This window comes from Bradyrhizobium sp. WBOS08, assembly GCF_024585125.1.
In the GTDB taxonomy this organism is placed as follows: domain Bacteria; phylum Pseudomonadota; class Alphaproteobacteria; order Rhizobiales; family Xanthobacteraceae; genus Bradyrhizobium; species Bradyrhizobium japonicum_B.
Window position 1 is genome coordinate 1,004,214 of sequence record NZ_CP028988.1, and the last position, 26,130, is coordinate 1,030,343.

The window sequence follows — 26,130 nt, forward strand, 5'->3', positions numbered from 1 at the left end:
TTAACAAAGCGTTCACCATAACTGGCTGGTTTTATTGAGGATTTATTAAGGGAACAAGGGCGCTTCGGCTCGCGTGCCCCGGACGCAGCGCAGCACGAAGTGATGCGCTGCTGAGCCGGGGCCTAGAATCTCTGAGCGAGATGCGCGCAGCATGGATCCCGGCTCTGCGGCGCAACGCTCACGCGCTGCGCCTTGTCCGGGACACGGCCCGAGAATTAGCTGCTGAACGTGCCGCTGCGATCGCTGAAGAGATCGAGCGGTTGCGGCGGACGCACGTCGGGCGCAGCTGAGGCGACTGATGTCAGCGAGGCGTTATTGCCCCACAATTTCTGCACCGTGGTCGAGACCGGCTGCGTGGTGTCGCCGGGCTGGTAGATCGAGCGGAAGACCGGTGTGGTCGGCGCATTGTCCGCGACCGTCGTGGGCGATATCGCACCGACAGGAGTCGCCGCACGTGTATTCGGGAAGGTCTGGAGATAGGCGGCATTGTCGACAATCGGCGCGGTCGGCTGCACACCGTTCGCGCTCGCGACCTCCGTGGTCGACGGCGTGCCGCCATACATCGCCATCGCGCTGCGGGTCACTTTCGAATTGGCCGCGCTGGCATAGCGCGCGTCCAGCACCGAATAGACCTCGGAGACGCTGCGGGCGCGGCCGTCCCTGGTGTAGAAGATCGAACGGTTGGCGGACGCTGCGTTCGGAAACAGCCGCGCGCCGACCGCTTGCGGATTGTCCTCGGCATTGGCGATCAGTTTCGCGGCGCCTCCGACGCCCATGAAATGCGCCATGTAGAGCTCACTGTCGCTCGGTCTGCGCCCGAGCAGGCCGGTCAGCTTGAAGCCGTTCGACTGCGTCAGCGCCGCCGCCATGCTGGAAGCGGCTTGTGGGTCGTCGCGCAGCTTCATGATCGACCGCTTCATCGCGGGATCATCGACGGTGTAGCTGCCCGACGACGTCCTGGTGATGGCGTCGGAATAATTGCCGTAGCCGAGTTGCGTGCCGGCCTCCTTCACGGTGCCGAGCCAGGTCTGGTCGATGAACTGGTAGAGCCCATGCGCGGACGAGGTGGTGGCGCCTGCCGTGGGATTGAAATCCGATTCCATCTTGGCGGTGGTCAGCATGTACTGGAAGCTGACGCCGGCGACGTTCGAGGCCTGTTTGATCGCACCGGCGACGCGCGCCCGCGCCGGATCGAGACCGGCCGTTTGCGTGGCACTGAAATTGTCGATCGCCATGATGAAGCGCCCGCGCGGCGTTGAGGGACGCCGGCAATTCGGACCGTCCCATCGTTTCACCGTGGGACAGGTATGGTTAATGCGGGGTTAATCGAGGGATGAACGACAGCGAGCTACTTCTTGTAGACCGCGTTCGGATCGAACAGCCGCTCCGCATCGGCGAAGACCAGCTTGGCTCCTCCGCCCCCACCTTCGACCTTGCGATAGAAGCACGACCGCCGCCCGGTGTGGCAGGCCGCCCCGATCTGCTCGACACGGATCCAGACCGCGTCCTGGTCGCAATCGGTTCGCATCTCGATCACGCGCTGGGTCTGACCCGACGTCTCACCTTTTCGCCACAAGGCCTTGCGCGAGCGGCTGAAGTACCAGGCCTCGCCGGTCGCGATCGTCTTGCGCAGCGCCTCCTCGTTCATGTGCGCGACCATGAGAACGTCGCCGGTGGCGACGTCGGTGGCGACGACCGTCACCAGCCCGCTGGCATCGAAGCGGGGCTGGAAGGACAGGCCTTCCTCGATCTCATGGGAGTGAGCGGACACGACCTTGCCGATCCATTCGCGAGGTCAGCGCGCGCCTCGCACCAGGGACAGGAAACGGGCCTGCTCCGCCGGATTGTCGCGGAACATGCCGGTGAAGCGGCTGGTGAAGGTGGAGGCGCCGTGCTTGGCGACGCCGCGCACCGACATGCAGGTATGCTCGGCCTCGATCAGCACCGCAACGCCGCGCGGCTTGAGCACCTCGTCGATCGCAGCCGCGATCTGCGCCGTCAGGTGCTCCTGGGTCTGGAGCCTGCGGGCGAAGATGTCGGTGAGACGCGCGAGCTTGGACAGGCCGACGACGCGCTCCACCGGCGTATAGGCGATATGGGCCTTGCCGTAGAACGGCATCATGTGATGCTCGCACTGCGAGGTGAACTCGATGTCGCGCACCAGCACGAAATCGTCATAGCCGGCGGTCTCGCCGAAAGTGCGGTCGAGCACCTCGGCCGGGCATTGGTGATAGCCCTGATACAGCTCGTCGAAAGCCTCGACGACGCGGCGCGGTGTGTCGAGCAGGCCCTCGCGCTCGGTGTTTTCGCCGATATAGGCGAGCAGCGTCTTCACCGCCGCTTCCGCCTCGGCGCGCGCCGGGCGCGGCTGGTCGGCGCGGACGGCGGCCGCGAGGAATTCAGCGGGATCAAGCTCGGCCGGTCGGCTCTCGGGCTGCCGGTCAGAGGGCTTGCCCGGGCGGATGGATTTGATTGCAGCGTCCATATCGACTCCGTTCGACGGCCTTGAGGGCCGGAGTGTCACCGGCAGACGGGGCGGCCAAGCCGCCGGACGCCTGAAGAGAACAGTTTCGGCGGAATGGGTCCCGAGCTCAAAACGCCGACGGCATGAATCTGGATCACCGCCTCGTACCGCCGGACTGTATTTCCACCAGTTCCGACCCTATATAGGACCCTGGACGACGCCCGCCAAGGCCGATCGGGTGCCGAAACGGACATGGACGCGCTGGACTCCATCACATGCTGAACGACATTTATAACAAGCGGATCATCGAGTTGGCCGGCAATATTCCGCGCCTCGGACGGCTGCCGGACCCCGATGCCTCCGCCACTGCCCACTCCAAGCTGTGCGGCTCGACCGTCAAGGTCGACCTCAAGATGACCGGGGACACCGTCACGGACTTCGCCCATGACGTGAAGGCGTGCGCACTCGGACAAGCCTCTTCATCCATCATGGCAAGTCGGGTTGTCGGCTCGACTGCAAGCGAACTCCGTGAGTTACGCGAGACTGTTCGCAAGATGCTGAAGGAGAACGGTGCGCCTCCGGAAGGCAAATGGGAGGAGATCAAGTTCCTCGAGCCCGTCCGCGACTACAAGGCGCGTCATGCTTCGACGCTGCTGACCTTCGATGCCGTGGTTGACGCGATCGGTCAGATCGAGGCCAAAGCCAAGCAGCCGGCTGCGGCACAGGGCTGAGCCCATCGATGTCATTCCGGGGCGCGCGTCAGCGCGAACTTGGAATCTTGCGCTTTAACATCTGGTTTCCGGGTTCGTCGCTTTGCGACGCCCCGGAATGACGGCGAAGAATCTTACTTCGGCGTCGGCGCAACCGACGCGGCCACACCGCCCGTCGGCACCACGGCTTCCGCCGTCTTGGTCGACTTGGACGGCTGCTCCGGCTCCTCGCCGAACCTTGCCTGCGTCTTCGGGGCAAGCCCCGCCATCGCAGGTGCGGAGATGTCCACATGCGGCAGCACGTCGGCGACGAGATCGGTCGTTACCAGATTGGTGACCTTGAGCTCGCCGGCATCCAGCTCGTGCAGATCTTCCCAGGGCGGAACGCTGAGCGCGAGCGACAGCAGATCGCCGGTGCCGCCCATGTCGAAGGTGTATTTGGCGAGCCGGCCGATGTCGCGCTCCACGATCATCAGGTCCTGGGCGCTGTAGCTCGCCGCCTTGGCATCGTCGGCGCGGTCGCCCATCCAGATCTGGTGGACGCGGACATGGGCGGCTTCAGGCACGTAGCGCTTCTTGCCGGCCAGCAGCAGGAACACGCACATGGATTCGCAGTAGGCCTCGGGCGCGACCGCCGGGTGGGCCGACTGCCCGCCGCGCAGGCTGACGCCGACCGTGGTCAGCAGGCCGAGATTGCGGAAGCGCCGGCCGAGCGTGATCGCGTCGTTGACGGAACCGCCGCTGGAATCGAGCACCACGGTGGCGCCGCCGAGCTGACGTCCGCGAGAGAATTCTTCGAAAGCCTTGGGGGTGTCGGCGGTGATGATACCGACCGCGCTGACCCAGCCGCGGCAGTTCGGCTCGCAGGCGACCCAGCCGAACTTCATCGGCAGCTTGCGCTCTTCGAGCGCGCCACCCGCTCGGGCCGACGACCCGAGTGTCGCGACGGCGCCAGCCAGCACGACTCCACACACGGCGGTTCCCACCAGCAACCAGCCGCGAAGATTGAGCGACTTCAGAACTTTCAAACTGGTCCCTTCCCCAAGCCCCAGAGGCGATTCAGGCAAGCCCCGTTTTGCGTCCGATGAGTCTACACACGAACGTCACAAAAATGGTATCCGGGGGAATACAGATCGTCCATAGGTACTTGCTGCACTGCTCCCAAAAAGCATGCAAAATATGGCGCGCAAACAACAGCTTACAGTTCCTCGCATTGGAACCGTGCAACACCTCGCTTAACATCGCAGCACCGCGCACATGAAGCATTCAGCCTGCGGGCATTGTTCCAGCTCAGTCGAAGGGGCGCTTCGGCTGCCACGCAGATTCGGCCGAGCGCTGATCTGGCTGTACCGGCACACGCTGTCGCCCCTGGTCGGCTACAATTGCCGGCATCTGCCGACTTGCTCGGTCTATGGCGACGAAGCGATCGAACGGTTCGGGCTGTGGGCCGGCGGCTGGATGACGCTGGCGCGGCTGCTGCGCTGCCATCCCTTCGGCACATCAGGCATCGACAACGTGCCGCTGACCGCACCGCAAGGCGCGCACTGGTACCTGCCATGGCGCTATGGCCGATGGCGCGGCGTCAATGCGCCCTGAGCTTGCGATTGCGTTGCCGGGCGCCTGACTGGAACCTTGGACTTTGCTCCCGCGTTGTTTTGACGCTCCCTTGGGGAGGAAACAACAATGCGCTGGAAAATCAGCCCTCATCTTCACGCCAGGCTTATTCACACTAGGCTTTGGCCCGCCCGCGGCTCCAGGCGGCACCACGACCCCCGTACCATGGACCTGCTCGCGATCGTCGCCTTGCTGGCGCTCGTGCTCGGCTCGGGCTGGTACCTGGCATCGAGCCTTGCGACGCCGCCAAGCACGACGGCGTTCATCGTACCGAGCCAGAGCGTGCACTGGTAATCATCGGAACCAGTAGAAGCGCCCGGACTGCGGCGGGATCGACTCGGGCGGTCGCAGCCGTTTCGGACGCGGCGGCTTCGGCGCCGGCTCGGCCGACGAGGTCGCCTCCCCGCTTGGCAGCGTTTCGCTCCCCGGCACTTTCACCGCCAGCAATAAATTCGACTCGTGCTTGCGCCAGCGGTAGCCGACGCCGAAGTCGATCGGCTGGGCCCGTGTGAACAGCTCGGCGTAGCGCTCCTGGTAGCGGCCGGGGAATTCGCCGATCGGCCCGAGATAGCGGCCGAACGGGAAGAACCGCCACTGCCGTGCGCCGTAATTGGCAAGTGGAATGCCGGAATCGTCCTGGATGATGGTGGCGCTGTTGGCGAGCAGCCAGTCGCGGACGACAGTGAAGTTTCCGGAGTGCAGGAGATAGGACGCGCTCTTGAGCAGGCTGTTGCCCGGCCCCAGCGTCTCGCAGAATTTCAGAAAGCCGGTGTTGCGCGCGCCTGAATTGGAAAGGTCGGTGGAGAAATAATACAGCGTGCGCGCCTCGCCGTCGCTGCCGGCGAAGGTGATGCGGACGCCATGGGCGGCGTTCGGTCCCGGATTGTCGCCAGCGGCATGCATACCCCCCTTGGCATCGAGCGCGACCATCTCGACGTTGCGGATGGTCTTGCCGGAGCGCGCCAGGAAGACATAGAGGATCGGCAAGGTGCCGTTGACCTGATTGGCGTGCAGGTCGACCTTCATCTGCTTGGTGATGAAGAACGAGAAGCTCAGGATCGAGCCGAGCGAACGTTCGACATTGTAGAGCGCGGCGCTGATCGAACTGCGCGGCAGCCGCGTCAAATCGGGCACGGCACCGACCGGCTCCAGCGCACCGAGCACGTAGGTGCTGGCCTTGGCATAGAAGGCGTCGGCGTAGAGGAAATCCGGGCCGCTGAACATGTAGAACATGGTCGGCCGGGGCGCGGCGAGATTGACGTCGGCCCAATCGCGGATCTTCGAGAGCTGGCGCTGTTCGAGCTGGGCGAAGGCGCCGTCGAAGAACTTGGCATGGCGCTGCCATCCCGGCTCCTTTGTCAGCGGCAGCAGCGGCGAGTCCGCCGAAGGCTGCATGCCCGCGAGGAAGCGCGCGGTGTCATCGAAGGTGACGTCGGCGGCGCGGGCGGACGAGACGGCCGCAGCCAGCAGGGCAAGAGCGGCGGCTGCAATTCTGAGGGGTCGAAACATATCTATTCGCGAGTGTGTGAATTGCCAGCGGCGACCGGCCGCCTGCGGAAAACGGCATAAATCAACAGGCCCGACAGCATGACGAGCATCCCCGAGAGCGACTGCACCGGCCGCTCGGTCAAGAGGTAGTACATCATGAACGCGGTCACGAGCAGGAAAACCAGGGGCGTGAACGGGTATCCCCAGGCGCGATAGGGCCTTGGCAGATCGGGGGCGGTGATGCGCAGCTTGATGACGCCGGCGACCGTGAAAAACGAGCAGAACAACAGTGCGAACTGGATGAAGTCGAGCACCGCCTCGAAGCTGCGCGTGAACAGCAGCAGCGTCGCGACCGCGAGCTGGAACAGGATGGCATAGGCCGGCGCGCCGCTGGTCGATCGCTTCGAGAACACGCGCAGGGCCGGAATGTCCTCCCCCATCGTCATCATCACGCGCGGGCCGATCCACATCATCGCGGAGATCGAGGAGACCAGGCCGACGCAGATCATCGCGCCGACGATGCGGCCGCCGAGACTGCCGAAGATCGCGGTGCCGGCAACACTGGCCACATCGAGCTGGCCGGCGAGCGCACCGATCGGCGTGGAATAGAGGAACACCGCGTTCAGCGCGACATACAGCACGAGCACGATCAGGGTCCCCGCCAGCATCGCGCGCGGCAGATTCCGCTGTGGCATGTTCATCTCGCCAATGATGTACGTCGCGGCATTCCAGCCGGAGAACGAATACATCACGAAGACGAGCCCGATCGCGAACGGCGCGCTGACGATGTGGGCGAGATCACCCGGCTGCGGCGTGAAGGTGATCGGCTGCGGCACGCCGATGACGAAGCCGGCGACCAGGAATGCGACGATCAACGCGACCTTGATGATGGTCGCGATCAGCTGGAAGGTCGAGGAGTGTCTCACGCCGGTCAGCTGCACCAGCGAGACCAGCCACACCACGGCGATGGCGAGCGGGATCGGCGGCAGATCGGGCACGACCGATTTGGCGTATTCGCCGAACGCCATCGCGGCAAGTGCGACCGGCGCTGCGAAGCCCACCGTCGCCGACACCCAGCCGGCGAGAAAGCCGAACGCCGGATGATAGGCACGGCCGAGGAAATTGTACTCGCCGCTCGAGCGCGGAAACATCGCCCCGAGCTCGCTGTAGGCGAACACCCCGCATAGCGCGACGATGCCGCCGACGGTCCACAGCAGCAGGATCGAGAACCCGGACGGGATATCCTTGACCTGGAAGCCGAGGCTGGTGAAGACGCCGACCCCGATCATGTCGGCCACGACGATGGCGGTCGCGACCAGAACCGAGACCCCTGTCCCGCTTCCGGTCAGCCGGCCAGTCCAGGGTTCGGTTCCCGCATCTGATGCCGTCATCGGGGTCCTTAACCTGAGGCGTGGTGCCTCGCGGGCGCATCGTGCAGTTTGGCCCAGTCAATTCAAGCAGGGTTAACAAGGGTTAAATGAGGCAACGGAAATGGGGTACTTGAGCACCGCTATTTCCATAGCCGAGAGAAAAAGCGGCATAAGCCCCGGAAAACCCCGTCCACCCTCCCCACAATCAGGACACGATTGCATGATCCTTTTGAGCGTTCCGGATGTGGGGAAGTTTCTCCGGACGCTTAACGTCGCCTAAACGCCGGTCGGCTCAATTGTATCGAAATTGCCGAGTGGACGTGACTTTGGGGTCATGGGTGGATGGTCGGGGCCGTTCCGAAATCGAGAGCTGACATGCGTGCCGATCGGACCCCCTCCGATGCGCGCGGTCGTGCGCTCCGACTCGGCCTGATCTCAGCCTTGGTGCCGCTATCGCTGACGCTGGTTCAATGCGGCAAGGCACCGAACCCGGCCGCGCTCGCGGCGAACTCGCAGGCGAACGTCCAGATCGTTGCGAAGACGAGCCAGAAGGTGGCGAGTGGCGACACGTTCGAGGATCGCTTCCCGGCCCCGCAGTTCAGGGAGCGCTTTCCGTCCGCAAGCGAGAGTCTCCTGCAGCGGCAGATGTCGGATTTCTCGCCCAAGCACGCTGTGCAGCAGCAGCCGCCGGAGCAGGCACCTTACAAAGTCGCCTCGCTGGAGCCGCAGGTCCCCTACAAGCGCCCCGCGCGCGAGGGCCTGACGACCCTGGTCAGCATGAAGTCGTCGGCCTTTCCCTATTTCGGCAACAACCCCGCCTCCGACGCACCGTTCCTCAACATTGCCAAGGGCGACCGCCGCGGCCACCGCAGCTATTCGGGTCGCGTGTTCTGGCAGGACGAGACCTATAACGACAGCCGCGTCCTGATGCACATCCCTGAGCATTTCGACGCGCGCAAGCCGGGTGTGATCGTGGTGTTCTTCCACGGCAACGGCGCAACGCTCGAACGTGACGTGCGCGACCGCCAGCTGGTGCCGAAGCAGATCACCAATTCCGGCGCCAATGCCGTGCTGCTCGCTCCGCAGATGGCGGTCGATGCCGCCGATTCCAGTGCCGGCAAGTTCTGGCAACCGGGCGGCTTCAAGCGCTTCATGGCTGAATCGGCCGAGCATCTCGCCCGCGTCACCGGCGATCCCAACGGCGCGCGCGCCTTTGCCAGCATGCCGATCGTGATCGTCGGCTATAGCGGCGGCTTCCTGCCGACGGCCTGGAGCCTGGAGGTCGGCGGCATCAGCGAGCGCGTCCGCGGCGTCGTGCTGCTCGATGCCGTCTATGGCGAACTGGACAAGTTCGCGTCCTGGATCGAAAACCACCGCTCCGGCTTCTTCGTCAGCGCCTATACCCGCCACACCGCGCGGCGCGACCGCGAGCTGATGAACATGCTCCGTCAAAAGGGCATCAGCGTCGCCGAGGACATGGATCAGCCGCTCCGTCCAGGCAGCGTGGTGTTCGTCGAGACCGCCGACGGCATCACCCATCGCGACTATGTCACCCGCGCCTGGACGCAGGATCCGCTCAAGGACGTGCTGGTGAAGATGGCGGCGACGCCGTCGCTGGCGCTGACGCGCGTGGCATCCAGCCGCTAAAGCGCGATGCGATTAGGCTGAATCGTCATCGCGCTTTAGGTTGTTGTCTCAAGCATGATCTATTCGGAAAACCGCTTCGCACTTTTCCGGATCATGCTTTAGCCTTGCGGCTGCTCAGCCGGATCGGCAACTGAGCATGTCCCGCAGCATCAGTTCTTGACATCAGTTATTGACATCAGTTTTTGGGCAGCTTCGGAATGCTCTCGGCAAAACCGTTGAAGCAGGTCAGCCGCTCGTCCTCTTCCTTGAAGAACCGGCAATCGGCGTAGCCCTTGGCCTTCGCAGGCTTCGGCTTCGGGGCCGGCGGCATCACGGCGTCGTAGCAATTGAGGCGGTCCTTGGTGCCGTCGTCGATCTCGAGACAGGCCTGGAGCCGCACGGCGATCGATTGCGGCTTGCCCTTCGGCGCCGTTGCCGTCGCCTCCTTGGTCCCTTTGGGCTTGACCTGCACCAAGGGCTTGTCCCCGACCATCGGTGGCTTGTCGGCTTGCGCGAACGCGGAGGCTGAATAGAGCACCGCGGCAACCGCCAGAATCATCCTCATTTCAGTCAACTCTCTTTGGTCCCCATGACCGGCGTTCTAGCCCTCTCGCGCGCTGTTTGCCAAGCACCTTGCGCACGCCAGGCGCGAAAGTCAGGCCGTGACAGCGGCTTGATGCGGCCGGGTCAGGACCACCAGGATCAGCGCCAGCGCGACGAAACCGACGGCGACGAAGCCGAGCGTGTGCAGGAGCCCGCGGGCGAACAACAATCCGCCGATGGCGGAGCCGACCGCCTGGCCGATATAGAGGACGGAGGTGTTGAGCGCGACGGTCGCCGATGCCAGCGACGGCGCGGCGGCGACCAGCCGGACCTGCTGCATCGAATTGGTCGAGGCAAAGCCGAGGCCCCAGATCGCAACCCCGCACGTCATGAAGGCAAGCGTCCCGGCGCCGATCGCCCAGCCTGTGACCCCCGTCAGCAGCAGGCAGGTGAACAGCAGCGAGGTCCGATAGGGCCCCCAGGTGTCGACGATGCGGGTGGCGATGACGACGCCGAGGAAGCCGCAGATGCCGTAGAGCGCGAACACCGTGCTGATCGCATCGGGGCCGGCGCCGGTGAGCTTGTTGAGCAGCGGGCCCATGTAGGTGAAGATAACGAACTGGCCGGACATATGCAGCATGGTGATCGCAAGCAGCAGCAGAATCGTCGTGTCGCGGCCGACCTCGCGCCAGGTCTTCAAATCCACCGGCACTCCCTGCAAGCCCGCCGGCAAGCGCAGCAGCAACAGCACGAAGCTGAGACAACCGAGCACGCCGATCTCGCCATAGGCTGCCCGCCAGCCATAGCGGCTGGCAATGAAGGTGATCAGCGGAAGACCGACGGCGGCAGCCAGCGACCAGCCGAGAAAGACATAGGCGATGGTGCTGCCGCGCCGCTCGGCCGGGACGATCAGCGCCGCCGTGCCGGCGGCCTGCGGCGTGTAGAGCGCACCGACCGCGAGCATGACGAGGCGGATGACGAGGAGGCTGGTGTAATCGGGGGCAAAGGCCGAGGCGAGATTGCCCAAAGCCAGCACGGCGAGCGTCGCGCTGAGCAGCGTCCGCCGTTCGATGCGGCTGGTGAGCCAGGCCGTCAGCGGCGAGCCGATGCACAGCGTCACCGCGCCGAAGGTGATCAGCAGCCCGGCGGCATGAATGCTGACATCGAGTCCCCCAGCCAATTCCGGCAGCATGCCCGCGGGGGCAAGCACGGAGCAGCCGGTGACCAGATTGCCAAGCATCAGGGCGGTCGGCGCGAAACGGCCGGCAACGGGAGGATTTTTCATGCAACTGCATGTAGAGCAGCCCCGCGGCAAGTCAAAGGGCACGCGGCCAAATAGTTGAAGCGCCGTCTCGGCTTTTGCGCGCCACTTTCTTGGAATTGCCGGATTGCGCAGGCCGAATCGCCTGATATATCGCTCGTTCCCGCTTACCTGCGCTCGTTCGCAGGAGTGAGCCTCAGGAGAAAAGCAATGACCGATCAGCCCAAGTCCGAGTCCGGCTTCCAGTACAGCCTGTCCAATCTCAAGCCCGTGACCCCCGCCGCCAAGGTCACCCTCACCTTCCCCGACGGCGCCCGGCGCGAATACGACAAGAGCATCACCGGCCTCGACATCGCCAAGGGCATCTCGCCGTCGCTGGCCAAGCGCACGGTCGCGATGGCGCTCGACGGCGTGCTCACCGACCTCAACGATCCCATCGAGGACGACGCCAGGATCGAGCTCGTTGGTCGCGACGATCCGCGCGCGCTCGAATTGATCCGCCACGATTGCGCCCACGTGCTGGCCGAAGCCGTGCAGACGCTGTGGCCGGGCACGCAGGTCACCATCGGCCCCGTGATCGAGAACGGCTTCTACTACGACTTCTTCCGCAACGAGCCGTTCACGCCGGAAGACTTTGCCGCGATCGAGAAGAAGATGCGCGAGATCATCGCGCGCGACAAACCCTTCACGAAGGAAGTCTGGGACCGCGAAAAGACCAAGCAGGTGTTTCGCGACAAGGGCGAGGCGTTCAAGGTCGAGCTGGTCGATGCCATTCCCGGCACCGAGCCGATCAAGATCTATTACCAGGGCGACTGGTTCGATCTCTGCCGCGGCCCGCACATGACCTCGACCGGCAAGGTCGGCAACGCCTTCAAGCTGATGAAGGTGGCCGGCGCCTATTGGCGCGGCGACAGCAACAACCCGATGCTGACCCGCATCTACGGCACCGCCTTCGCCAAGCAGGAGGATCTCGACGCCTACCTCAAGCAGATCGAGGAGGCCGAAAAGCGCGACCATCGCAAGCTCGGGCGCGAGCTCGACCTCTTCCATTTCCAGGAGGAAGGTCCGGGCGTCGTGTTCTGGCATCCGAAGGGCTGGACCATCTTCCAGCAGCTGATCGCCTATATGCGCCGCCGCCTGACCGGCGATTACAGCGAGGTCAACGCGCCGCAGATCCTCGACAAGGTGCTGTGGGAGACCTCGGGCCATTGGGGCTGGTACCGCGAGAACATGTTCGCGGCGCAGTCGGCCGGCGACGAGGCCGAGGACAAGCGCTGGTTCGCGCTCAAGCCGATGAACTGCCCCGGCCACGTGCAGATCTTCAAGCACGGCCTCAAGAGCTACCGCGACCTCCCCCTGCGCCTCGCCGAGTTCGGCGTGGTGCATCGCTACGAGCCGTCGGGTGCCATGCACGGCTTGATGCGCGTGCGCGGCTTCACTCAGGACGATGCGCACATCTTCTGCACCGAGGACCAGCTCGCCGAGGAATGCCTGAAGATCAACGATCTGATCCTGTCGACCTATGCCGATTTCGGCTTCACCGGCGATCTCACCGTGAAGCTGTCGACCCGGCCGGAAAAGCGCGTCGGCACCGACGAGATGTGGGATCACGCCGAACGCGTGATGGCCACGGTGCTGCGCGAGATCCAGTCGCAGAGCAACCACATCAAGACCGAGATAAATCCGGGCGAAGGCGCCTTCTACGGGCCGAAGTTCGAATACGTGCTGCGCGACGCCATCGGCCGCGACTGGCAGTGCGGCACCACGCAGGTCGACTTCAACCTGCCGGAGCGGTTCGGCGCGTTCTACATCGACCATGACGGCGGCAAGAAGCCGCCGGTGATGGTGCACCGCGCGATCTGCGGCTCGATGGAGCGCTATATCGGCATCCTGATCGAGCACTATGCCGGAAACTTCCCGCTCTGGCTGGCTCCGGTGCAGGCGCTGGTCACGACCATCACCTCGGAAGGCGACGAATACGCCAAGGTGGTATTGGAGCAGGCACGGCGCGCCGGCTTGCGGGTCGAGATCGACCTGCGCAACGAAAAGATCAACTACAAGGTCCGCGAGCACTCGCTGGCCAAGATCCCGGCGCTGCTCGTGGTCGGCAAGAAAGAGGCCGAGACGCATTCGGTCTCGGTCCGCCGGCTCGGCAGCGACGGTCAGAAGGTGATGACGACCGCCGAGGCGATCGCCGCGCTGGTCGACGAGGCAACCCCGCCGGATGTCCGGCGGGCGCGTGGCGCCTTCTGACGGCGCTCAAGCGGCTCTGTCTTGCCCGACTTTAATGAGGGACTCGGCAGGAATGCCGAGCCCCTCATGCAGGCGTCGGATCATGCTGAGTGTCAGTTCGCGCCGTCGGTTGAGCACCTCGTGAACCCGGTTGCGGCTGCCGATGAAGGGAATCAGATCTCTCGGCTGTAGGCCGCTCTGCTCCATATGATACTTGATGGCTTCGACCGGGTCCGGAAGGTCCAGGCGGTAATGCTTCCGCTCCCACGCCTCCACAAGCGTCACAAGTACGTCCAGCCGATCGCCCTCGGGCGAGTTCCGGCGCGCATTCATCAACGTCTCGATCTCCTTGAGGACGCGACGATAATCCCGGTTAGACTTGATTGGCGCGATCTCCATCATCGACCTTCTAAATGGTTTGCGCATCGATTGCGTCGTACTGCCGGTGCGTTCCGACAAAACGAATATAGACCACGCGGTATGGGTAGTTGATCCAGACCACGACGCGATATTTGTTGCCCGCGACATTGAAGACGACACGGCCATCCCTGAGAATACTAGCGGTTCCGATATCTCGCTTGACGTCCGCTGGCTTCGCCCAATCGGCCTGGTTTACCTGCCGAAACCAAGCCATCAGGGGTTCGCGGGCATCGGAGACCCCGCTCGTCCGATCGAGAAAAGCCTTGATCCTGCTGAGCGCTATGACCCTCATTCAATTCATCTTAACATAGTCCCAACTTGGGACCATAACTTTCTGACCAGGACGCCAGCGGACCCCATAATCCCTCTAAAATCCCTTCCATTCGTCTTCCGCAGGACCTATCTCCGGGCGAGAATAGCAAGCCACGAGAATAGTAAGCCATAAGGACGCCACAGTGCCCGACGCCATCGAACTCCTGAAGACGCGCCGCTCGGTCAAGCCGCGCGAGATGACCGGGCCCGGCCCCTCTCCGGCCGAGCTCGAGACGATCCTCACCATCGGGGCGCGCGTGCCCGACCACGGCAAGCTGGCCCCCTGGCGCTTCATCGTGTTCGAGGGCGAGGCCCGCCAGCGCGCCGGCGAGGTGATCGCAAAAGTCTTTGCGCGGAAGAATCCCGGCGCGCCGGCGGCTGACGTCGAGACCGAGCGCAAGCGCCTGATGGATGCACCGCTGGTGATCGGCATCGTCAGTTTCACGAAGCCGCACCCGAAGGTGCCGGCGTTCGAGCAGGAATTGTCGGCGGGCGCCAGCGCCATGAACATCGTCACGGCCGCGACCGCGCTCGGCTACGGCGCCTGCTGGCTGACCAGCTGGTTCGCGTTCGATCGCGACGTGCTCGACGGCCTCGGCCTCAAGCCGGATGAGAAGCTCGCCGGCTTCATCCATATCGGCACGCCGACCAAGCCGAGCGAAGACCGTCCGCGACCGTTCCTTTCGGAAATCGTGACGCGTTTTTAGTCGATGGCGTGTTGACCCTTCCGGCATCTTGCGGCTTTGATCCCGCCGAGGGAGGAAGGCCCGATGAGACGCCGTGAATTTCTGGTCGGGGCCGCGATGCTCGCCGGCACGGCGGCGCAAGGCCGCTCCGCCGACATCCCCGCCCCGTCGCCGGGCGGGCTCGACCGCATCACGGCATTCTTCGACAACGAGGTGACGAGCGGCCGCCTGCCGGGCGCCGTGGTCCTGGTGCAGCAGCACGGCAAGCCGATCTATCTCAAGACCTTCGGCGTGCGCGACACCAGGACGGGCCTCGCCATGACGCCTGATACGATCTTCGCGATCCATTCCATGACCAAGCCGATCACGTGCCTCGGCGCGATGATGCTGATCGACGAGGGCAAGCTCGCGCTCACCGACCCCGTGTCGAAATACGTCCCGCTGTTCGCCGGTACCAAGGTGGGCCGCGAGGTGACCCTGCCCGGCGGCATGGTCGAGCTGGACCTCGACCCACCGGCCCGCCCCGTCAACATCGAGGATCTGCTGCGGCATACTTCGGGCATCAGCTACGATTACATCGGCAGCCAGTGGGTCGAGCACGCCTACAAGATGGCCAACATTTTCAGGGGTCACTTCAACAACAGGGAATTCGCCGATCGCATCGCAGAACTGCCGCTAGCCCGGCAACCTGGAACGCTGTGGCGCTACGGCCATTCCACCGACGTGCTCGGCGCCGTCATCGAGATCGTCTCGGGCCAGACGCTGTACGAATTCCTGAAAGCACGCATCTTCGATCCGCTCGGCATGACCAGCACCAAGTTCGCGCTGGCGACGGAGGCCGAGCTGGCGCGGATGGCGCGGCCGCTGCCGAACGATTTCATCCTGCTCGCCGGCGAGCGCGAGCGTCTCGACCATCCCGAGTGGCAGTCCGGCGGCGGCGGCCTGCTCTCGACCATCACCGACTATCAGCGCTTCGCGCAGATGCTGCTCAACGGCGGCGAATTCGAAGGCAAGCGCTATCTGAGTCCGGCCGCCTTCAAGGCGATGACGACGGATCACATCGGGCCCGGCTCCGGCGTCGGACGCGATTACTTCTATTTTCCGGGCGACGGGTTCGGCTATGGCTATGGCCTTGCGGTACGGACCGATCCCGGCAACGCAAAACCGCCGCCGCCGGGCTCGCTCGGCGAGTTGAAATGGGACAGTGGCAGCGGCACCTATTTCGGCGTCGATCCCAAGCTCGACATGGTCTACGTCATGATGCAGCAGACCCAGACCGAGCGCGGCCGCATCACGCCCGCGTTCAAGGCGCTGGTCTACGATAGCTATCCCGAGGCGCTACGCCGCCCGTGAGGCGCGCCGACCGAAATCGGCGAGCAGCCTTGCGATCTCGGCCGCGGGCCGCGCCGCGCTGAACAGAAACCCCTGCACTTCGTTGCAACCTTCGGCGCGCAGCCAATCGAGCTGGTCCTCGGTCTCGACGCCCTCCGCAGTCGTGGTGATGTTGAGGCTGCGGCCGAGGCCGGAGATCGCGCGCACGATCGCGCCACAATCGGGCCGCTCCGCCAGATCTTTTACGAAGGAACGGTCGATCTTGATCTTGTCGAACGGAAAGCTGCGCAAATAGCTCAGGCTGGAATAGCCGGTGCCGAAATCGTCCATGGAAATGCCGACGCCGAGCTCGCGCAGTTGATGCAGGATGGCCAGATTGGTATCGGTCTCGGCCAGGAAGATCGACTCGGTGATTTCGAGCTCCAGCCGTCGCGGCGACAAGCCGGACTGCGCCAGCGCCGAGATCACGACCTGCACCAGGTTGCGGCTGCGGAATTGCGCCGGCGACAGATTGACCGCGACCTTGATGTCGCCAGGCCATTTGACGGCCTCGGCGCAGGCTTCGCGCAGCACCCACTCCCCCAACTGTGTAATCAGGCCGATGTCCTCGGCGACAGGAATGAACTCCGCCGGCGAGATCATGCCGTTGTCCGGATGACGCCAGCGCAAGAGCGATTCGAAGCCGGAGATGCGGTCGGATGCGATCGTCACCAGCGGCTGGTAGTGCAGCTCGAACTCGCCATTGGCGAACGCGCGACGCAGGTCCAGCTCCATGTCGCGGCGCTTCTGCGCCTGCAGATCCATCTCGCGCTCGAAGAAATGGTGCACGCCGCCGCCGTCGGACTTCGCCCGGTACAGCGCCATGTCGGCATTTCGCATCAGCTCCTCGGGCGTGGTGCCGTCGCCGGGCGACAGCGCGATGCCGATGCTGGCGCCGATCACCATCTCCTGACCGTCGATGTCATACGGCGCCTTCAGCATGTCGATCAGCAGGCCAGCGCAGGCGCTGGCCTCGTTCGGCGAGACGTCGGCGCCGAGGATCACCGCGAACTCGTCGCCGCCGAGCCGGGCCGCCAGATTGGGGCCGCGGACCGCCTTGGTCAGGCGTCCGGCGACCTCCTTGAGCAGGCGGTCGCCCACGGGGTGGCCGAATGATTCGTTGATGTTCTTGAACAGATCGAGATCGATGTAGAGCACGCCGACGCGCTTGTCCCCGGCCTGGTCCAGCGCCTGCTTCAGCCGCTCCCGGAAATATTCGCGGTTCGGCAGGTCGGTGAGCCCGTCATGGTGGGCCATGTGCGCGATGCGAGCCTCGGCCTTGCGCCGTTCGGTGATGTCGACCACCGCGACCAGATAACCGTCACGATCGTCGAAGGCGACGCGGCGGCCGAAGGTGAGCACCTCGATCTCGCTGCCGTCGGCGCGCAGGTGCCGCCAGTTGCGCGAGGAATGATAGGCTTCGCCGAGGCGTTCGAGCGCCTCGGCGTGGCTGTCCCACTCGTCCTCCGGCCAGATCTCGTGCAGCTTCATGCGCAGGAAGGTGGCGCGGCTGTAGCCGTAATGCTGGACCGCGGCGTCGTTGACGCCGAGGAATTGCCTGGTCTCGGCATCAAACACCCACATCGGCATCGGGTTGTTGTCGAACAGCAGGCGGAAGGAGGCGTCGCGCCGCTTCAGCGCGGTGACATCGGAGATCGTCAGCGAAACCACGTCGGCGAAGGCCGTGGCACCGAGACGGAGGTGCCGGCCCTCGCTCTCGATCTCGAGCTGCTCGCCGCGGCCGCCGGCGAGGGTCTTGAGCAGAAAGTCCATGATCTCGGGCAGGGCCAGCAGCGTCGCCCCCTCGCCGATTCGCCGCCACAACAGGCTGCCGGTCGCGACTTTCAGCAGCGTGCTCGCGCTGTTGTTGTGATGCACGACCTGGAGATCGAACGGCTTGCCGCCGGCATCGCGCAAGGTGGCCAGCGAGATCACCGCGTCGTCGGTCGAGGCGAAGATCGCGTCCAGCAGATTGTACTGCGCACCGCGCTCGTTGACATAGGCGCCGACCAGCGTGGCGCCCCAGCGCGAGGCCGTCGGCAGCGCCAGCACGTCGTAGGTCCGCACCATGCCGTCGCGCACGCAATGCGCGCTGGCCCGGTGCGGCCGCCCGTTGGCAAGCGCGCTGGTCGCTGCTTCCGACAGCGCCGTGGCGCAATCCGGCGACAATTCGGCGACGGCAATGTCCCAGCGCTCATCGCCGAGCCATTTTTGCACGTAACGTCCGCTCCGCGACAGTTCAAGCGCGCCGTCGTTCTTCAAGATCGCGATGTGATCGGCGAGCCGGCCAAGACTGCCGAGCATGACGTCCTCGTAGCGCGGCAGTCGGTCGCCCGGCTTCAACGCGGCATGCCATTTGCGCTGAAGCACCGGGATGTCGTCGAACATTTCGGCGGCCGGTTTTCCCGGCACTTTCCTCGCAGCATCCATGGCAGTCCCCAACGCACTTTGCCGGCGCATCCAATGCAGGCGCACTTAACGACATGTAAAGAGCGCGCAAGCGCGGGTTCCGTTCGGCGATTATGACACTTTTAAGTCGGGTGTTGGTTAGTGCGCGTTAGTGACTGTGACTGTGGTGCGAAGGCGAGCGTCGTGTGCCGGACGCGCAGCAACGCGAAGAGCGTTGCGGCGCGTCCGGGGCACGAGAGGGGAGTTTGGCGCGCGCTGTTTCCGCGCCGTCATTGCGATGCTCCGGTGCAGATCCGGCGGCGGTGCCGTAGGGTGGGCAAAGGCGCAAAGCGCCGTGCCCACGATTCTTCGCGAATTCGGAGACGGATCGTGGGCACGCTTTCGCTTTGCCCACCCTACGAGATCGCGTTCGTGGCGCGCAACTCAAGTCGCACACATGCGCAGGCAGCCTCGCGGCGCATGTCGCCCGAGCTTTGCTTGATCTCATCGCCCTCGATCGGAAGAAGGCGCAGGGAAGACCGGGAGCCCGCTGGCACCCGAGGTCCACTGTGCGAAGTTGTGGTAAGAAGTTTGCACAGTGGCATACAGGTGTAGCCAGGACATCCCGGCCTTCCCTGCGCAGTGGCTTTACGGCTTATGTCGTGCTCTCCCCGGGGAGCGTTGCACTATTGCCCCCGTCGCCTTCTCGGATAGCTGATGCGCGTGCCCGGTTGGGCCGCCACATCACCGCAAAGACTTGACGCCAGCCTGCGGGCGCCAGGACCACACGATTTTGCCGTACGCCGATCGCACCGGTCGTGTGCGCGACACCCTCGCTCACGGTTGCCCGCCCTGCGAAACCCTTCGCGCCGATGCCATCGGCGTCCACCGCCGCCCGGCCCGCGTTCGTGACGATCGCGATACGCCCCTCTTCCTTGGGCCGGGTTGCGCGACACATACGCCATTTCCGAAATTCGGTAAAGCGGAATATTTTCGGCGGCGCGGGTTGACCCATCGCTCGGGTGTTTCGCCCGCCGGGCACCACAAGGTCTTGTCGTCCTGATGGAGCGGCTACGACGGCGGTCCTGCCAGCCGCTCGATCACGAGATCGAGCAGCGCACGCAGACGAGCGAGTCGCTTCAGATCGCGATGATAGCCGACATAGGTGTCGCGACCGGGCGGGGGCGTGCCGATGTCGAGCGCGACCAGACGGCGATCGCTGTCGCCGAGCGGCCGCGGCAGCACGGCAAGGCCGCCACCCCTCGCGCAAAGCTCGGCCTGCACCTGCCTGTTGTTGCTGCGCGAGGCGACGTCCGCATTCGGCAGCATGCGCTTCAGCCAGACCGCGTCCGGCATCTCCGCGAATTCGGCATTCATGGTCACGACGCGAATACCGCTGCCGTCCCCCGCCCGCGGCGGTTTGCTGCCCTTCTTGCCATAGAGCGCGTAGGGAATGTGCAGCAGCTTTCTGGAGATCACCTCGGGCTCGCTGAACGGCTTGATGCGGAAGACCAAATCGGCCTCGCGCCGCGGCAGGCTGTAGAGCCGCGCATCGGTCAGCAGCTCCACCGTCACGGCGGGGTGACGCTTGCCGAACGCGGCGATCACCGGCGACAGCATCACCGTGCCGAACCAGTCCGACGAAGACAGGCGCAACAGCCCGTCGAGCTGCGTCGTCGCACCGGACGCTTGACGCTCCAGCGCGAGCGCCTCGTCCTCGATCCGCTCGGCGTGACGCAGCACGGCCGTGCCCTCGTCGGTCAGCACGAACCCGTCCGCCGTGCGCTGGAACAGCGTCTGACCCAACGACGTTTCGAGCGCGCGAAGCCGCCGCCCCATCGTCGGCTGGGTCTGGCCGATCTTCCGCGCGGCGGCGCCGAGCGTGCCTTCGCGGGCAATCGCCAGGAAAATACGCAGATCGCTCCAGTCCACCACACCACCGCCCATACGAAAATGTATGTTCATCGTACAGCATCGTTCCTTTTCATGCAAAAATTCATGAGCATATTGGCGCCGACAACTGGAGCAAGACGGTCATGATGGCACAACCGACGATGCGTGCCGGCGTGCTGGAGGCCCACAACGGCCCCTTACGCCTCTCGACGATTTCCCGACCCGAAATCGGACCGCGCGAGGTGCTGGTGCGGGTGCGGGCGAGCGGGGTCAATCCGCTGGACACCAAGATTCATGCCGGTACGGCCGCGCATGCGCGCCATCCGCTGCCGGCAATTCCCGGGATTGATCTGGCCGGGATCGTCGAGCGCAGCGGCAGCGAGGTGACGCGGTTCAAGGCGGGCGACGAGGTCTATGGCATGACCGGAGGGGTCGGCGGCGTACCGGGATCGCTGGCCGAATTCGCCGCGGTCGACGCCGATCTTCTCGCCTTGAAGCCCGCCAATCTCAGCATGCGGGAGGCTGCCGCCCTGCCCCTGATCGTCATCACGGCCTGGGAGGGCCTGATCGACCGCGCCGGCCTGAAGGCGGGCCAGAAGGTGTTGATCCACGGCGGCGCGGGCGGCGTTGGTCATGTCGCGATTCAGATCGCGCGCGCTTTCGGGGCGGACGTGTTCGCCACGGGCTCGGCGGCGCAGCGCGGCACCATCGAAGCCTTTGGCGCGGAGTTCATCGACCGCGACAGCCCGATCGAAGCCTACGTTGCGCAGCATGCCGGCGGCCGCGGCTTCGATATCGTCTACGACACCGTCGGCGGCAAGGTGCTCGACGCCTCTTTTCAAGCGGTGCGCCGCTTCGGTCATGTGGTGAGTGCCTTGGGCTGGGGCACGCATGCGCTTGCCCCGCTGTCGTTCCGCGCCGCCACCTATTCCGGCGTGTTCACGCTGCTGCCGCTACTGTCGGGCGAAGGCCGCGCGCACCACGGAAAGATCATGGCGGAGGCCACTCGCCTCGTCGAAGCCGGCAAGCTCGTGCCGCTGCTCGATCCCAGGCGCTTTACGATGGAGAGCGTCGGCGATGCCTATGAGCTGATCCGCGATCACGCGGCGAACGGCAAGCTGGTCGTCGACATCTGAGGTGAAGCCGGTCGTCGGCAGCTGCGCCCCGGCTGTCAATCCTCGCTGGAGGCCGCCGAGCGGTTGCGCAGATAGGCCTGCGACAACAGGAAGAACAACGCGCGCTCGCCATGATATTTCGCCGACGGACGGGTGCGCTCGAAACCATCGGCAAAGATCTTGCCGGACTGGTCGCACACACGCCATCGCCAGCCGAACCGCTTGCGCCTGGTCAGGATCACTTCGAACATGCCGTCGAGCTTGGTCCCCTGCTCCCCTGCCGGTCTCGCAGATTCACAAATCTGCGCCGGCCTTCCCCGTTGGACGGAAGGCCCGAGATATAACCCAGCAGGATGGAAAGAGAACAAGATTGATGATCGGAAATCGGTATCTTCCACCGGCTGTGGTGAATCCGCGAGGCGTCAGGAATAAGCCAGCGGTGCCGGTGTTTGTGGACTCCCGGCGAAGCCAGGAGTGGGCTGAGAATCATTCAAAACAGAAGACTGGATTTGCTGCCGAAGAGCCTCCTTGCACCAGCGCGCCGGACGAGCGGTAACAGGAGACGGATCGATGGTGCACGGAATGAGAAGCGCCGTGCGAGGGGAATCGGTCCGGCGTCCGGCTGGGCGGCATCACCGCCCAGACCCTACCGCGCGACCACCTCGACCTCGCCGTCGACGCCGTTCACGACGTTGAAGCCGCGCTCATAGACCTTGCCCTCGTTCTTGGCGATGGCGCGGTATTCGCCTTCGGAGAGCACCACCCGCGGAAAGGCGCCGATCGATTCCTTGATGACGTCGCCGCCCGGGGTCAGCACCGACCAGGCGGTGTTGGCGAGCGCCTCGCCGCCCCTGTCGCTGACCAGCTTGAGCGTGATCACGGCGGCGCGGTGGGTGATGGTGACGTCGGTGAGCTTGCCGGCCTGGACGCGAATGTCCGAGCGCACCACCGAGTTGGCGTCACCGTAATTGGAGACGATGTAATAGGTGCCTTCGGGGATCAGCACGACGTCGCCGGCTGCGACGTTCGGTACCAGCGAGGCGCGCTCACCGGATTCGAACTGGCTGCCCTTGTAGATCGCGAACGAGATCTGGTTCTGCGGAATCCGGCTGGTGCCGACCCGGCCCTCGATGCGCAGGCCGCCGGCCGGCAGCACGAAGGATTCGCGGTCGGTCTCGGCCTTCAGGCTGACGGTCCGCACCGCGCTGACCAGGCCGAAGGCGACGTGCACGACGTAATTTCCTGGCGGCAGCACGATGTTGGGCGAGGCGTTGCGGTCCTCGCGGATCAGCTTGAAGGTGCCGTTCTCGTCGGGACGGTCGGCAAACACGCGCCAGACCAGGCCGCTGGTGATCGCCGGCGTGTCCTTGCCGTATTTCGCGCTCAGCGACAGCACACCTTGTCCGGGCACGGCCGCATTGAGCGGCGCGGCCGGCGGCACGGTGGTGAGGGCGGGCGGCGGCATGCTCGGCGTGGCCGGCTGCATCAGGGTCGGCGGCAGGCTCGCAGGACCGGCGCCTGGTCCGGAGGGCGGCGCCAGGCTGACGGCGCCGCCGGGGTCGGGCACCGAAGCCGGAGGGACCGGCGGCGGACGATCGGAGAAAAGCTGCGCCTGCGCAGTGTCTTGGCCTGAGGTAACGAGGGCCGCGACGAGCATCAGCGCCGGCAGCAGCCTGATGCTGCGCCGCCATCCGATGATGCCGTCACCCCCGCTTGTCATGCCTCCTGCTTTTCACCGAAAACGCGGCAAATTCAAGCCTGTGAAACCCCAGGAAATACGGTGCCGGTTCGGTCTGTGGAACCCGGTTGACGCCTGCGTGATTAGTCCTGAGGCAACGCCCCTCGCCTTACTCCTGCCCGGTGCCCTGTCCAAAGCGGCATAAACCATGCTTCGCGCCCGGGATGGCGGAGTGCGAGTGCGGTGCCTAGTCTGGCGATACGGGCCTGGCCGCAGCTTTGGCCCCGGCGTAGGAGAGTTTCGGTGCTGGACATCTTGAAGGGGCGCGGCGCAAACGGCTCGAACGGTGAGAAGATTGGCCTTGGCCCCACCCGCCGTCCCATCATCGGCCTTGCCCTCGGCGGCGGAGCGGCGCGCGGCTTTGCCCATATCGGCATCCTCCGGACCCTGCTTGCCAACGGCATCGTGCCCGATGTCGTGGTCGGCACTTCCATCGGCGCCGTCGCCGGTGGTCTCCACGCGGCCGGCCGGCTCGATACGTTCGAAGACTGGGGGCGCAGCCTGCAGGGCATGCGCAACATCCTCGGCTATCTCGACATTCGCCTCAATGGCTCCGGCCTGCTCGGCGGCGAGAAGCTGGCAAGCCGACTCGAGGACGCGATCGGACAGATCCTGATCGAGGACCTCCCGATCAAGTTCGCGAGCGTCGCGACCGAAGTGCGCACCGGCCACGAGATCTGGCTGACGCGTGGCCGCGTGGTCGATGCGATGCGCGCGTCCTACGCCCTGCCCGGGATCTTCCAGCCCATGCTGATTGGCGACCGCTGGCTGGTCGACGGCGCGCTGGTCAATCCCGTGCCGGTGTCCGCCGCCCGCGCGCTCGGCGCCGAAATCGTCATCGCCGCAAATCTTTCCAGCGACATCTTCACCCATTCCACGACCATTCATGCGCATGGCGCCGTGCCGGCTCAGGTCGCGCCGGAGGTTGAGGAGCCGACGACCAAGCGGCGCTTCCCGCGGCTGTTCTCGCCCGAGAAGACCATGAAGCGAGAATTTTTCGGCGGCAACGGCCGGCCCGGCATCTCCTCGGTGATGGTCGACGCCTTCAACATCATGCAGGACCGTATCACGCGCGCCCGCCTCGCCGGCGATCCCCCGGATCTCTTGATCTCGCCGCGGATCGGCCAGTTCGGCTGGTTCGACTTCCATCGCTCCGAGGAGCTGATCGCCCACGGTGCGCGCGCCGCCGAGCGCGCGCTGGAGTCGATCCAGGAGGCGATCGATGTGCTGGCGCCGGCGCCCGCGGGGCACGCCCCGAAAGCGGACGACCAGGCCTGATCAGGCCGTCTTGATGTAGTCGCGCAGGGCTTCCTGCTCGGATTCGTATTCCTGAACCCGGCGCTTGACGATGTCGCCGATCGAGATCAGGCCGACCACCTTGCCGTTGTCGATCACGGGCAGGTGGCGGAACTTGCCTGACGTCATCATCTCCATGAGCTCGGCGACGGTGTCGGTCTCCTTGCAGGTGACGACCTTGCGGGTCATGACCTGAGCCACCGGCTCTTCCAACGCGCCGGCGCCGCGCTCGCCGAGCACGCGGACGATGTCACGCTCCGACAGGATGCCTTCGAGCCGGCTCTGGTTCATCACCAGCACCGCGCCGATCTTCTTCTCACCGAGCAGCCTGACCGCGGCGGCCAGCTTGACGTCGGGCTCGACGCTTACGATCTGGTGGCCCTTGGTATTGAGAATGGAACGTACCGTCATTGTCGCCTCCCTGAATCCGAGCCGCCCGCCTTCTCGGCGGTCCGAACTTGGTCTTCGAGTCTTCAACTAACAGTTTTGTTTAGCGCCGGTTTCACGCTCGGGCGCTTTGCGAAGCATCGCCGCCAGCGGCTCGCAGCTTCGAAACATTCTTCCCGCAAATGATGGATGAATTCGGGCCGCGCCGCAAGCGCCGCTTCAAATACGGTCTGAAACGTCCTGTGATGACGCATCCGCAGCATCGTTTCGCACGCGCGGCACCGGATCGAACAGGGCGAACAGCAACAGGCCGGCGAAAAAGCCGCCGATATGCGCCTGCCAGGCGACGCTGGTGGTTTCGGCATCGATGCCGATCGCGCCGACGCCGAAGATGATGTTGACGCCGAACCACACCGCGAGGAAGCCGATCACCCGCCCATCGCGCAGCGCCCGCAACAGCGGCAGCGCCGGGACCCTTGCCGCGGTATCGGCGTCCGAGCGGTTGAACGACAGGAAGCTGCCGCGGACGAACGCGAAGCGGATCGCGGCTGCCATCGCGCCCGACACCGAGGCGGAGGCGCCGATCATCGGCGCCACCGCGTGCTCATGGGTGAGGAGATGGGCGAGCGCGCCGGCCGCCGCCGTCACCGCCAGAAACAGGAAGAACCTGACGGCGCCAAAGCGCCGTGCCAGCGCGCTGCCGAACGGCAGCAGCCACAGCACGTTGAAGCCGAGATGGGTCAGATTGGCGTGCAGCAGCGAATAGGTGACGAAGGTCCAGACCTTGGCCCCGCTGCCGCCGGGGATCTCCAGATTGAGCAGGGAGGAATCGTAGCGCTTCGGGATGAAGCCGAAGACGTCGATGGTCCAGTTCTCGAATTCCGGCGGCAGCAGCACCCGCAGATGGATCACCGCCAGCAGGACGATATAGGCGGTCAGCGCCGGCGGCAGCGTCAGCACCGGCTCGTGCGGAGCCTCCTCATGGGCGGCAGGCAGGTCGAGCGGAGGATCTTGCGACGAATCGTGCGGGGAATCCAAGGCAGCTTCGCTTTCAGGCGATCGGAGCGATCCACCTGCAGATAGTCGCCTTTCCCGGCCTTGCGCAAGTGCACAAAAGGAAAAGGCAGGGCCCTGGGAAAGCCCTGCCTATCCGTGTCGGCCTTCCGATCCCGGAATGAAGGTGTATCCCCACCCCTCCCCGGCCCGTGGCCAAACT

Annotated in this window: 25 protein-coding genes; 9 read left to right on the plus strand and 16 right to left on the minus strand. The window is 64.9% G+C overall.

Annotated elements, in window-relative coordinates; translation table 11 throughout:
- Positions 1-215 precede the first annotated feature (215 nt).
- The 3 genes from DCM80_RS04895 to folE form a co-directional block, all read right to left on the minus strand.
- Positions 216-1,235, minus strand: coding sequence for a lytic transglycosylase domain-containing protein (locus tag DCM80_RS04895; RefSeq protein ID WP_257195981.1), 1,020 nt, complete (start codon positions 1,233-1,235; stop codon positions 216-218).
- Positions 1,236-1,348: 113 nt separating this feature from the next.
- A complete protein-coding gene (hisI, locus tag DCM80_RS04900; RefSeq protein ID WP_257195982.1) occupies positions 1,349-1,771 on the minus strand; it encodes a phosphoribosyl-AMP cyclohydrolase in 423 nt (140 codons plus the stop codon).
- A 24-nt stretch (positions 1,772-1,795) separates the two neighbouring features.
- Positions 1,796-2,485: a GTP cyclohydrolase I FolE gene (gene folE, locus DCM80_RS04905; protein ID WP_257195983.1), complete on the minus strand. Its 690-nt coding sequence runs from the start codon at positions 2,483-2,485 to the stop codon at positions 1,796-1,798.
- Between the two features lie 254 nt (positions 2,486-2,739).
- Between folE and DCM80_RS04910 the strand changes: the two genes are divergently transcribed.
- A complete protein-coding gene (locus tag DCM80_RS04910) occupies positions 2,740-3,195 on the plus strand; it encodes an iron-sulfur cluster assembly scaffold protein (RefSeq protein WP_126257965.1) in 456 nt (151 codons plus the stop codon).
- Between the two features lie 113 nt (positions 3,196-3,308).
- Here DCM80_RS04910 and DCM80_RS04915 read toward each other — a convergent pair whose 3' ends face one another.
- The gene (locus tag DCM80_RS04915; RefSeq protein ID WP_257195984.1) at positions 3,309-4,202 is read right to left on the minus strand and encodes a hypothetical protein; all 894 of its coding nucleotides are present in this window, start codon (positions 4,200-4,202) and stop codon (positions 3,309-3,311) included.
- Between the two features lie 229 nt (positions 4,203-4,431).
- On the opposite strand from DCM80_RS04915, the gene yidD reads away from it, so the two are divergent.
- Both yidD and DCM80_RS31230 read left to right on the plus strand, forming a co-directional pair.
- Positions 4,432-4,770 carry a membrane protein insertion efficiency factor YidD gene (gene yidD, locus DCM80_RS04920; protein WP_257195985.1) on the plus strand — a complete coding sequence of 113 codons (339 nt, stop codon included), beginning with the start codon at positions 4,432-4,434 and terminating at the stop codon, positions 4,768-4,770.
- 87 nt (positions 4,771-4,857) lie between these two features.
- Entirely contained in the window at positions 4,858-5,082 is a 225-nt protein-coding gene (locus DCM80_RS31230) for a hypothetical protein (protein WP_306594635.1), read from the plus strand.
- Here DCM80_RS31230 and DCM80_RS04930 read toward each other — a convergent pair whose 3' ends face one another.
- Positions 5,083-6,297, minus strand: coding sequence for a hypothetical protein (locus DCM80_RS04930; RefSeq protein WP_257195986.1), 1,215 nt, complete (start codon positions 6,295-6,297; stop codon positions 5,083-5,085).
- A gap of 2 nt (positions 6,298-6,299) precedes the next feature.
- Positions 6,300-7,667, minus strand: a complete 1,368-nt coding sequence (locus DCM80_RS04935; protein ID WP_257195987.1) for an APC family permease — start codon at positions 7,665-7,667, stop codon at positions 6,300-6,302.
- Positions 7,668-8,021: 354 nt separating this feature from the next.
- On the opposite strand from DCM80_RS04935, the gene DCM80_RS04940 reads away from it, so the two are divergent.
- On the plus strand, positions 8,022-9,293 hold the full coding sequence (locus tag DCM80_RS04940) for an alpha/beta hydrolase (protein WP_257195988.1): 1,272 nt from the start codon (positions 8,022-8,024) through the stop codon (positions 9,291-9,293).
- A gap of 175 nt (positions 9,294-9,468) precedes the next feature.
- Here DCM80_RS04940 and DCM80_RS04945 read toward each other — a convergent pair whose 3' ends face one another.
- Entirely contained in the window at positions 9,469-9,837 is a 369-nt protein-coding gene (locus DCM80_RS04945) for a hypothetical protein (protein ID WP_028137207.1), read from the minus strand.
- 90 nt (positions 9,838-9,927) lie between these two features.
- Positions 9,928-11,100, minus strand: a complete 1,173-nt coding sequence (locus tag DCM80_RS04950; RefSeq protein WP_257195989.1) for an MFS transporter — start codon at positions 11,098-11,100, stop codon at positions 9,928-9,930.
- Positions 11,101-11,286: 186 nt separating this feature from the next.
- Here DCM80_RS04950 and thrS point away from each other — a divergent pair, with 186 nt between their 5' ends.
- Complete coding sequence (gene thrS, locus DCM80_RS04955) at positions 11,287-13,329, plus strand: threonine--tRNA ligase (protein WP_257180639.1); 2,043 nt, start codon at positions 11,287-11,289, stop codon at positions 13,327-13,329.
- Positions 13,330-13,335: 6 nt separating this feature from the next.
- Here thrS and DCM80_RS04960 read toward each other — a convergent pair whose 3' ends face one another.
- Both DCM80_RS04960 and DCM80_RS04965 read right to left on the minus strand, forming a co-directional pair.
- Complete coding sequence (locus DCM80_RS04960; RefSeq protein WP_028137210.1) at positions 13,336-13,707, minus strand: type II toxin-antitoxin system HigA family antitoxin; 372 nt, start codon at positions 13,705-13,707, stop codon at positions 13,336-13,338.
- Positions 13,708-13,717: 10 nt separating this feature from the next.
- The gene (locus DCM80_RS04965) at positions 13,718-14,020 is read right to left on the minus strand and encodes a type II toxin-antitoxin system HigB family toxin (RefSeq protein WP_257195990.1); all 303 of its coding nucleotides are present in this window, start codon (positions 14,018-14,020) and stop codon (positions 13,718-13,720) included.
- 163 nt (positions 14,021-14,183) lie between these two features.
- Here DCM80_RS04965 and DCM80_RS04970 point away from each other — a divergent pair, with 163 nt between their 5' ends.
- Entirely contained in the window at positions 14,184-14,747 is a 564-nt protein-coding gene (locus DCM80_RS04970; RefSeq protein WP_257195991.1) for a nitroreductase, read from the plus strand.
- Positions 14,748-14,810: 63 nt separating this feature from the next.
- Positions 14,811-16,079: a serine hydrolase gene (locus DCM80_RS04975; RefSeq protein WP_257195992.1), complete on the plus strand. Its 1,269-nt coding sequence runs from the start codon at positions 14,811-14,813 to the stop codon at positions 16,077-16,079.
- On the opposite strand, the gene DCM80_RS04980 is transcribed toward DCM80_RS04975, so the two are convergent.
- Both DCM80_RS04980 and DCM80_RS04985 read right to left on the minus strand, forming a co-directional pair.
- On the minus strand, positions 16,065-18,527 hold the full coding sequence (locus tag DCM80_RS04980; protein ID WP_257195993.1) for a bifunctional diguanylate cyclase/phosphodiesterase: 2,463 nt from the start codon (positions 18,525-18,527) through the stop codon (positions 16,065-16,067). The two genes, DCM80_RS04975 and DCM80_RS04980, sit on opposite strands and share 15 nt — an antisense overlap.
- A gap of 1,029 nt (positions 18,528-19,556) precedes the next feature.
- Positions 19,557-20,417 (minus strand): LysR family transcriptional regulator, encoded by an 861-nt coding sequence (locus DCM80_RS04985; protein WP_257197870.1) that lies wholly within the window; start codon positions 20,415-20,417, stop codon positions 19,557-19,559.
- Positions 20,418-20,521: 104 nt separating this feature from the next.
- Between DCM80_RS04985 and DCM80_RS04990 the strand changes: the two genes are divergently transcribed.
- Positions 20,522-21,514, plus strand: coding sequence for a zinc-dependent alcohol dehydrogenase family protein (locus DCM80_RS04990; RefSeq protein WP_306594636.1), 993 nt, complete (start codon positions 20,522-20,524; stop codon positions 21,512-21,514).
- A gap of 35 nt (positions 21,515-21,549) precedes the next feature.
- Here the strand turns inward: DCM80_RS04990 and DCM80_RS04995 are convergent, their stop codons facing one another.
- On the minus strand, positions 21,550-21,744 hold the full coding sequence (locus DCM80_RS04995; protein WP_028137218.1) for a hypothetical protein: 195 nt from the start codon (positions 21,742-21,744) through the stop codon (positions 21,550-21,552).
- Between the two features lie 395 nt (positions 21,745-22,139).
- Entirely contained in the window at positions 22,140-23,213 is a 1,074-nt protein-coding gene (locus DCM80_RS05000; RefSeq protein ID WP_257195994.1) for a hypothetical protein, read from the minus strand.
- Between the two features lie 261 nt (positions 23,214-23,474).
- Here DCM80_RS05000 and DCM80_RS05005 point away from each other — a divergent pair, with 261 nt between their 5' ends.
- Complete coding sequence (locus DCM80_RS05005; RefSeq protein WP_028137220.1) at positions 23,475-24,509, plus strand: patatin-like phospholipase family protein; 1,035 nt, start codon at positions 23,475-23,477, stop codon at positions 24,507-24,509.
- Here the strand turns inward: DCM80_RS05005 and DCM80_RS05010 are convergent, their stop codons facing one another.
- Positions 24,510-24,938, minus strand: coding sequence for a CBS domain-containing protein (locus tag DCM80_RS05010; protein ID WP_257180645.1), 429 nt, complete (start codon positions 24,936-24,938; stop codon positions 24,510-24,512). It lies immediately after the preceding gene.
- Between the two features lie 195 nt (positions 24,939-25,133).
- A complete protein-coding gene (locus DCM80_RS05015) occupies positions 25,134-25,952 on the minus strand; it encodes a rhomboid family intramembrane serine protease (RefSeq protein ID WP_257195995.1) in 819 nt (272 codons plus the stop codon).
- Positions 25,953-26,130: the final 178 nt, after the last annotated feature.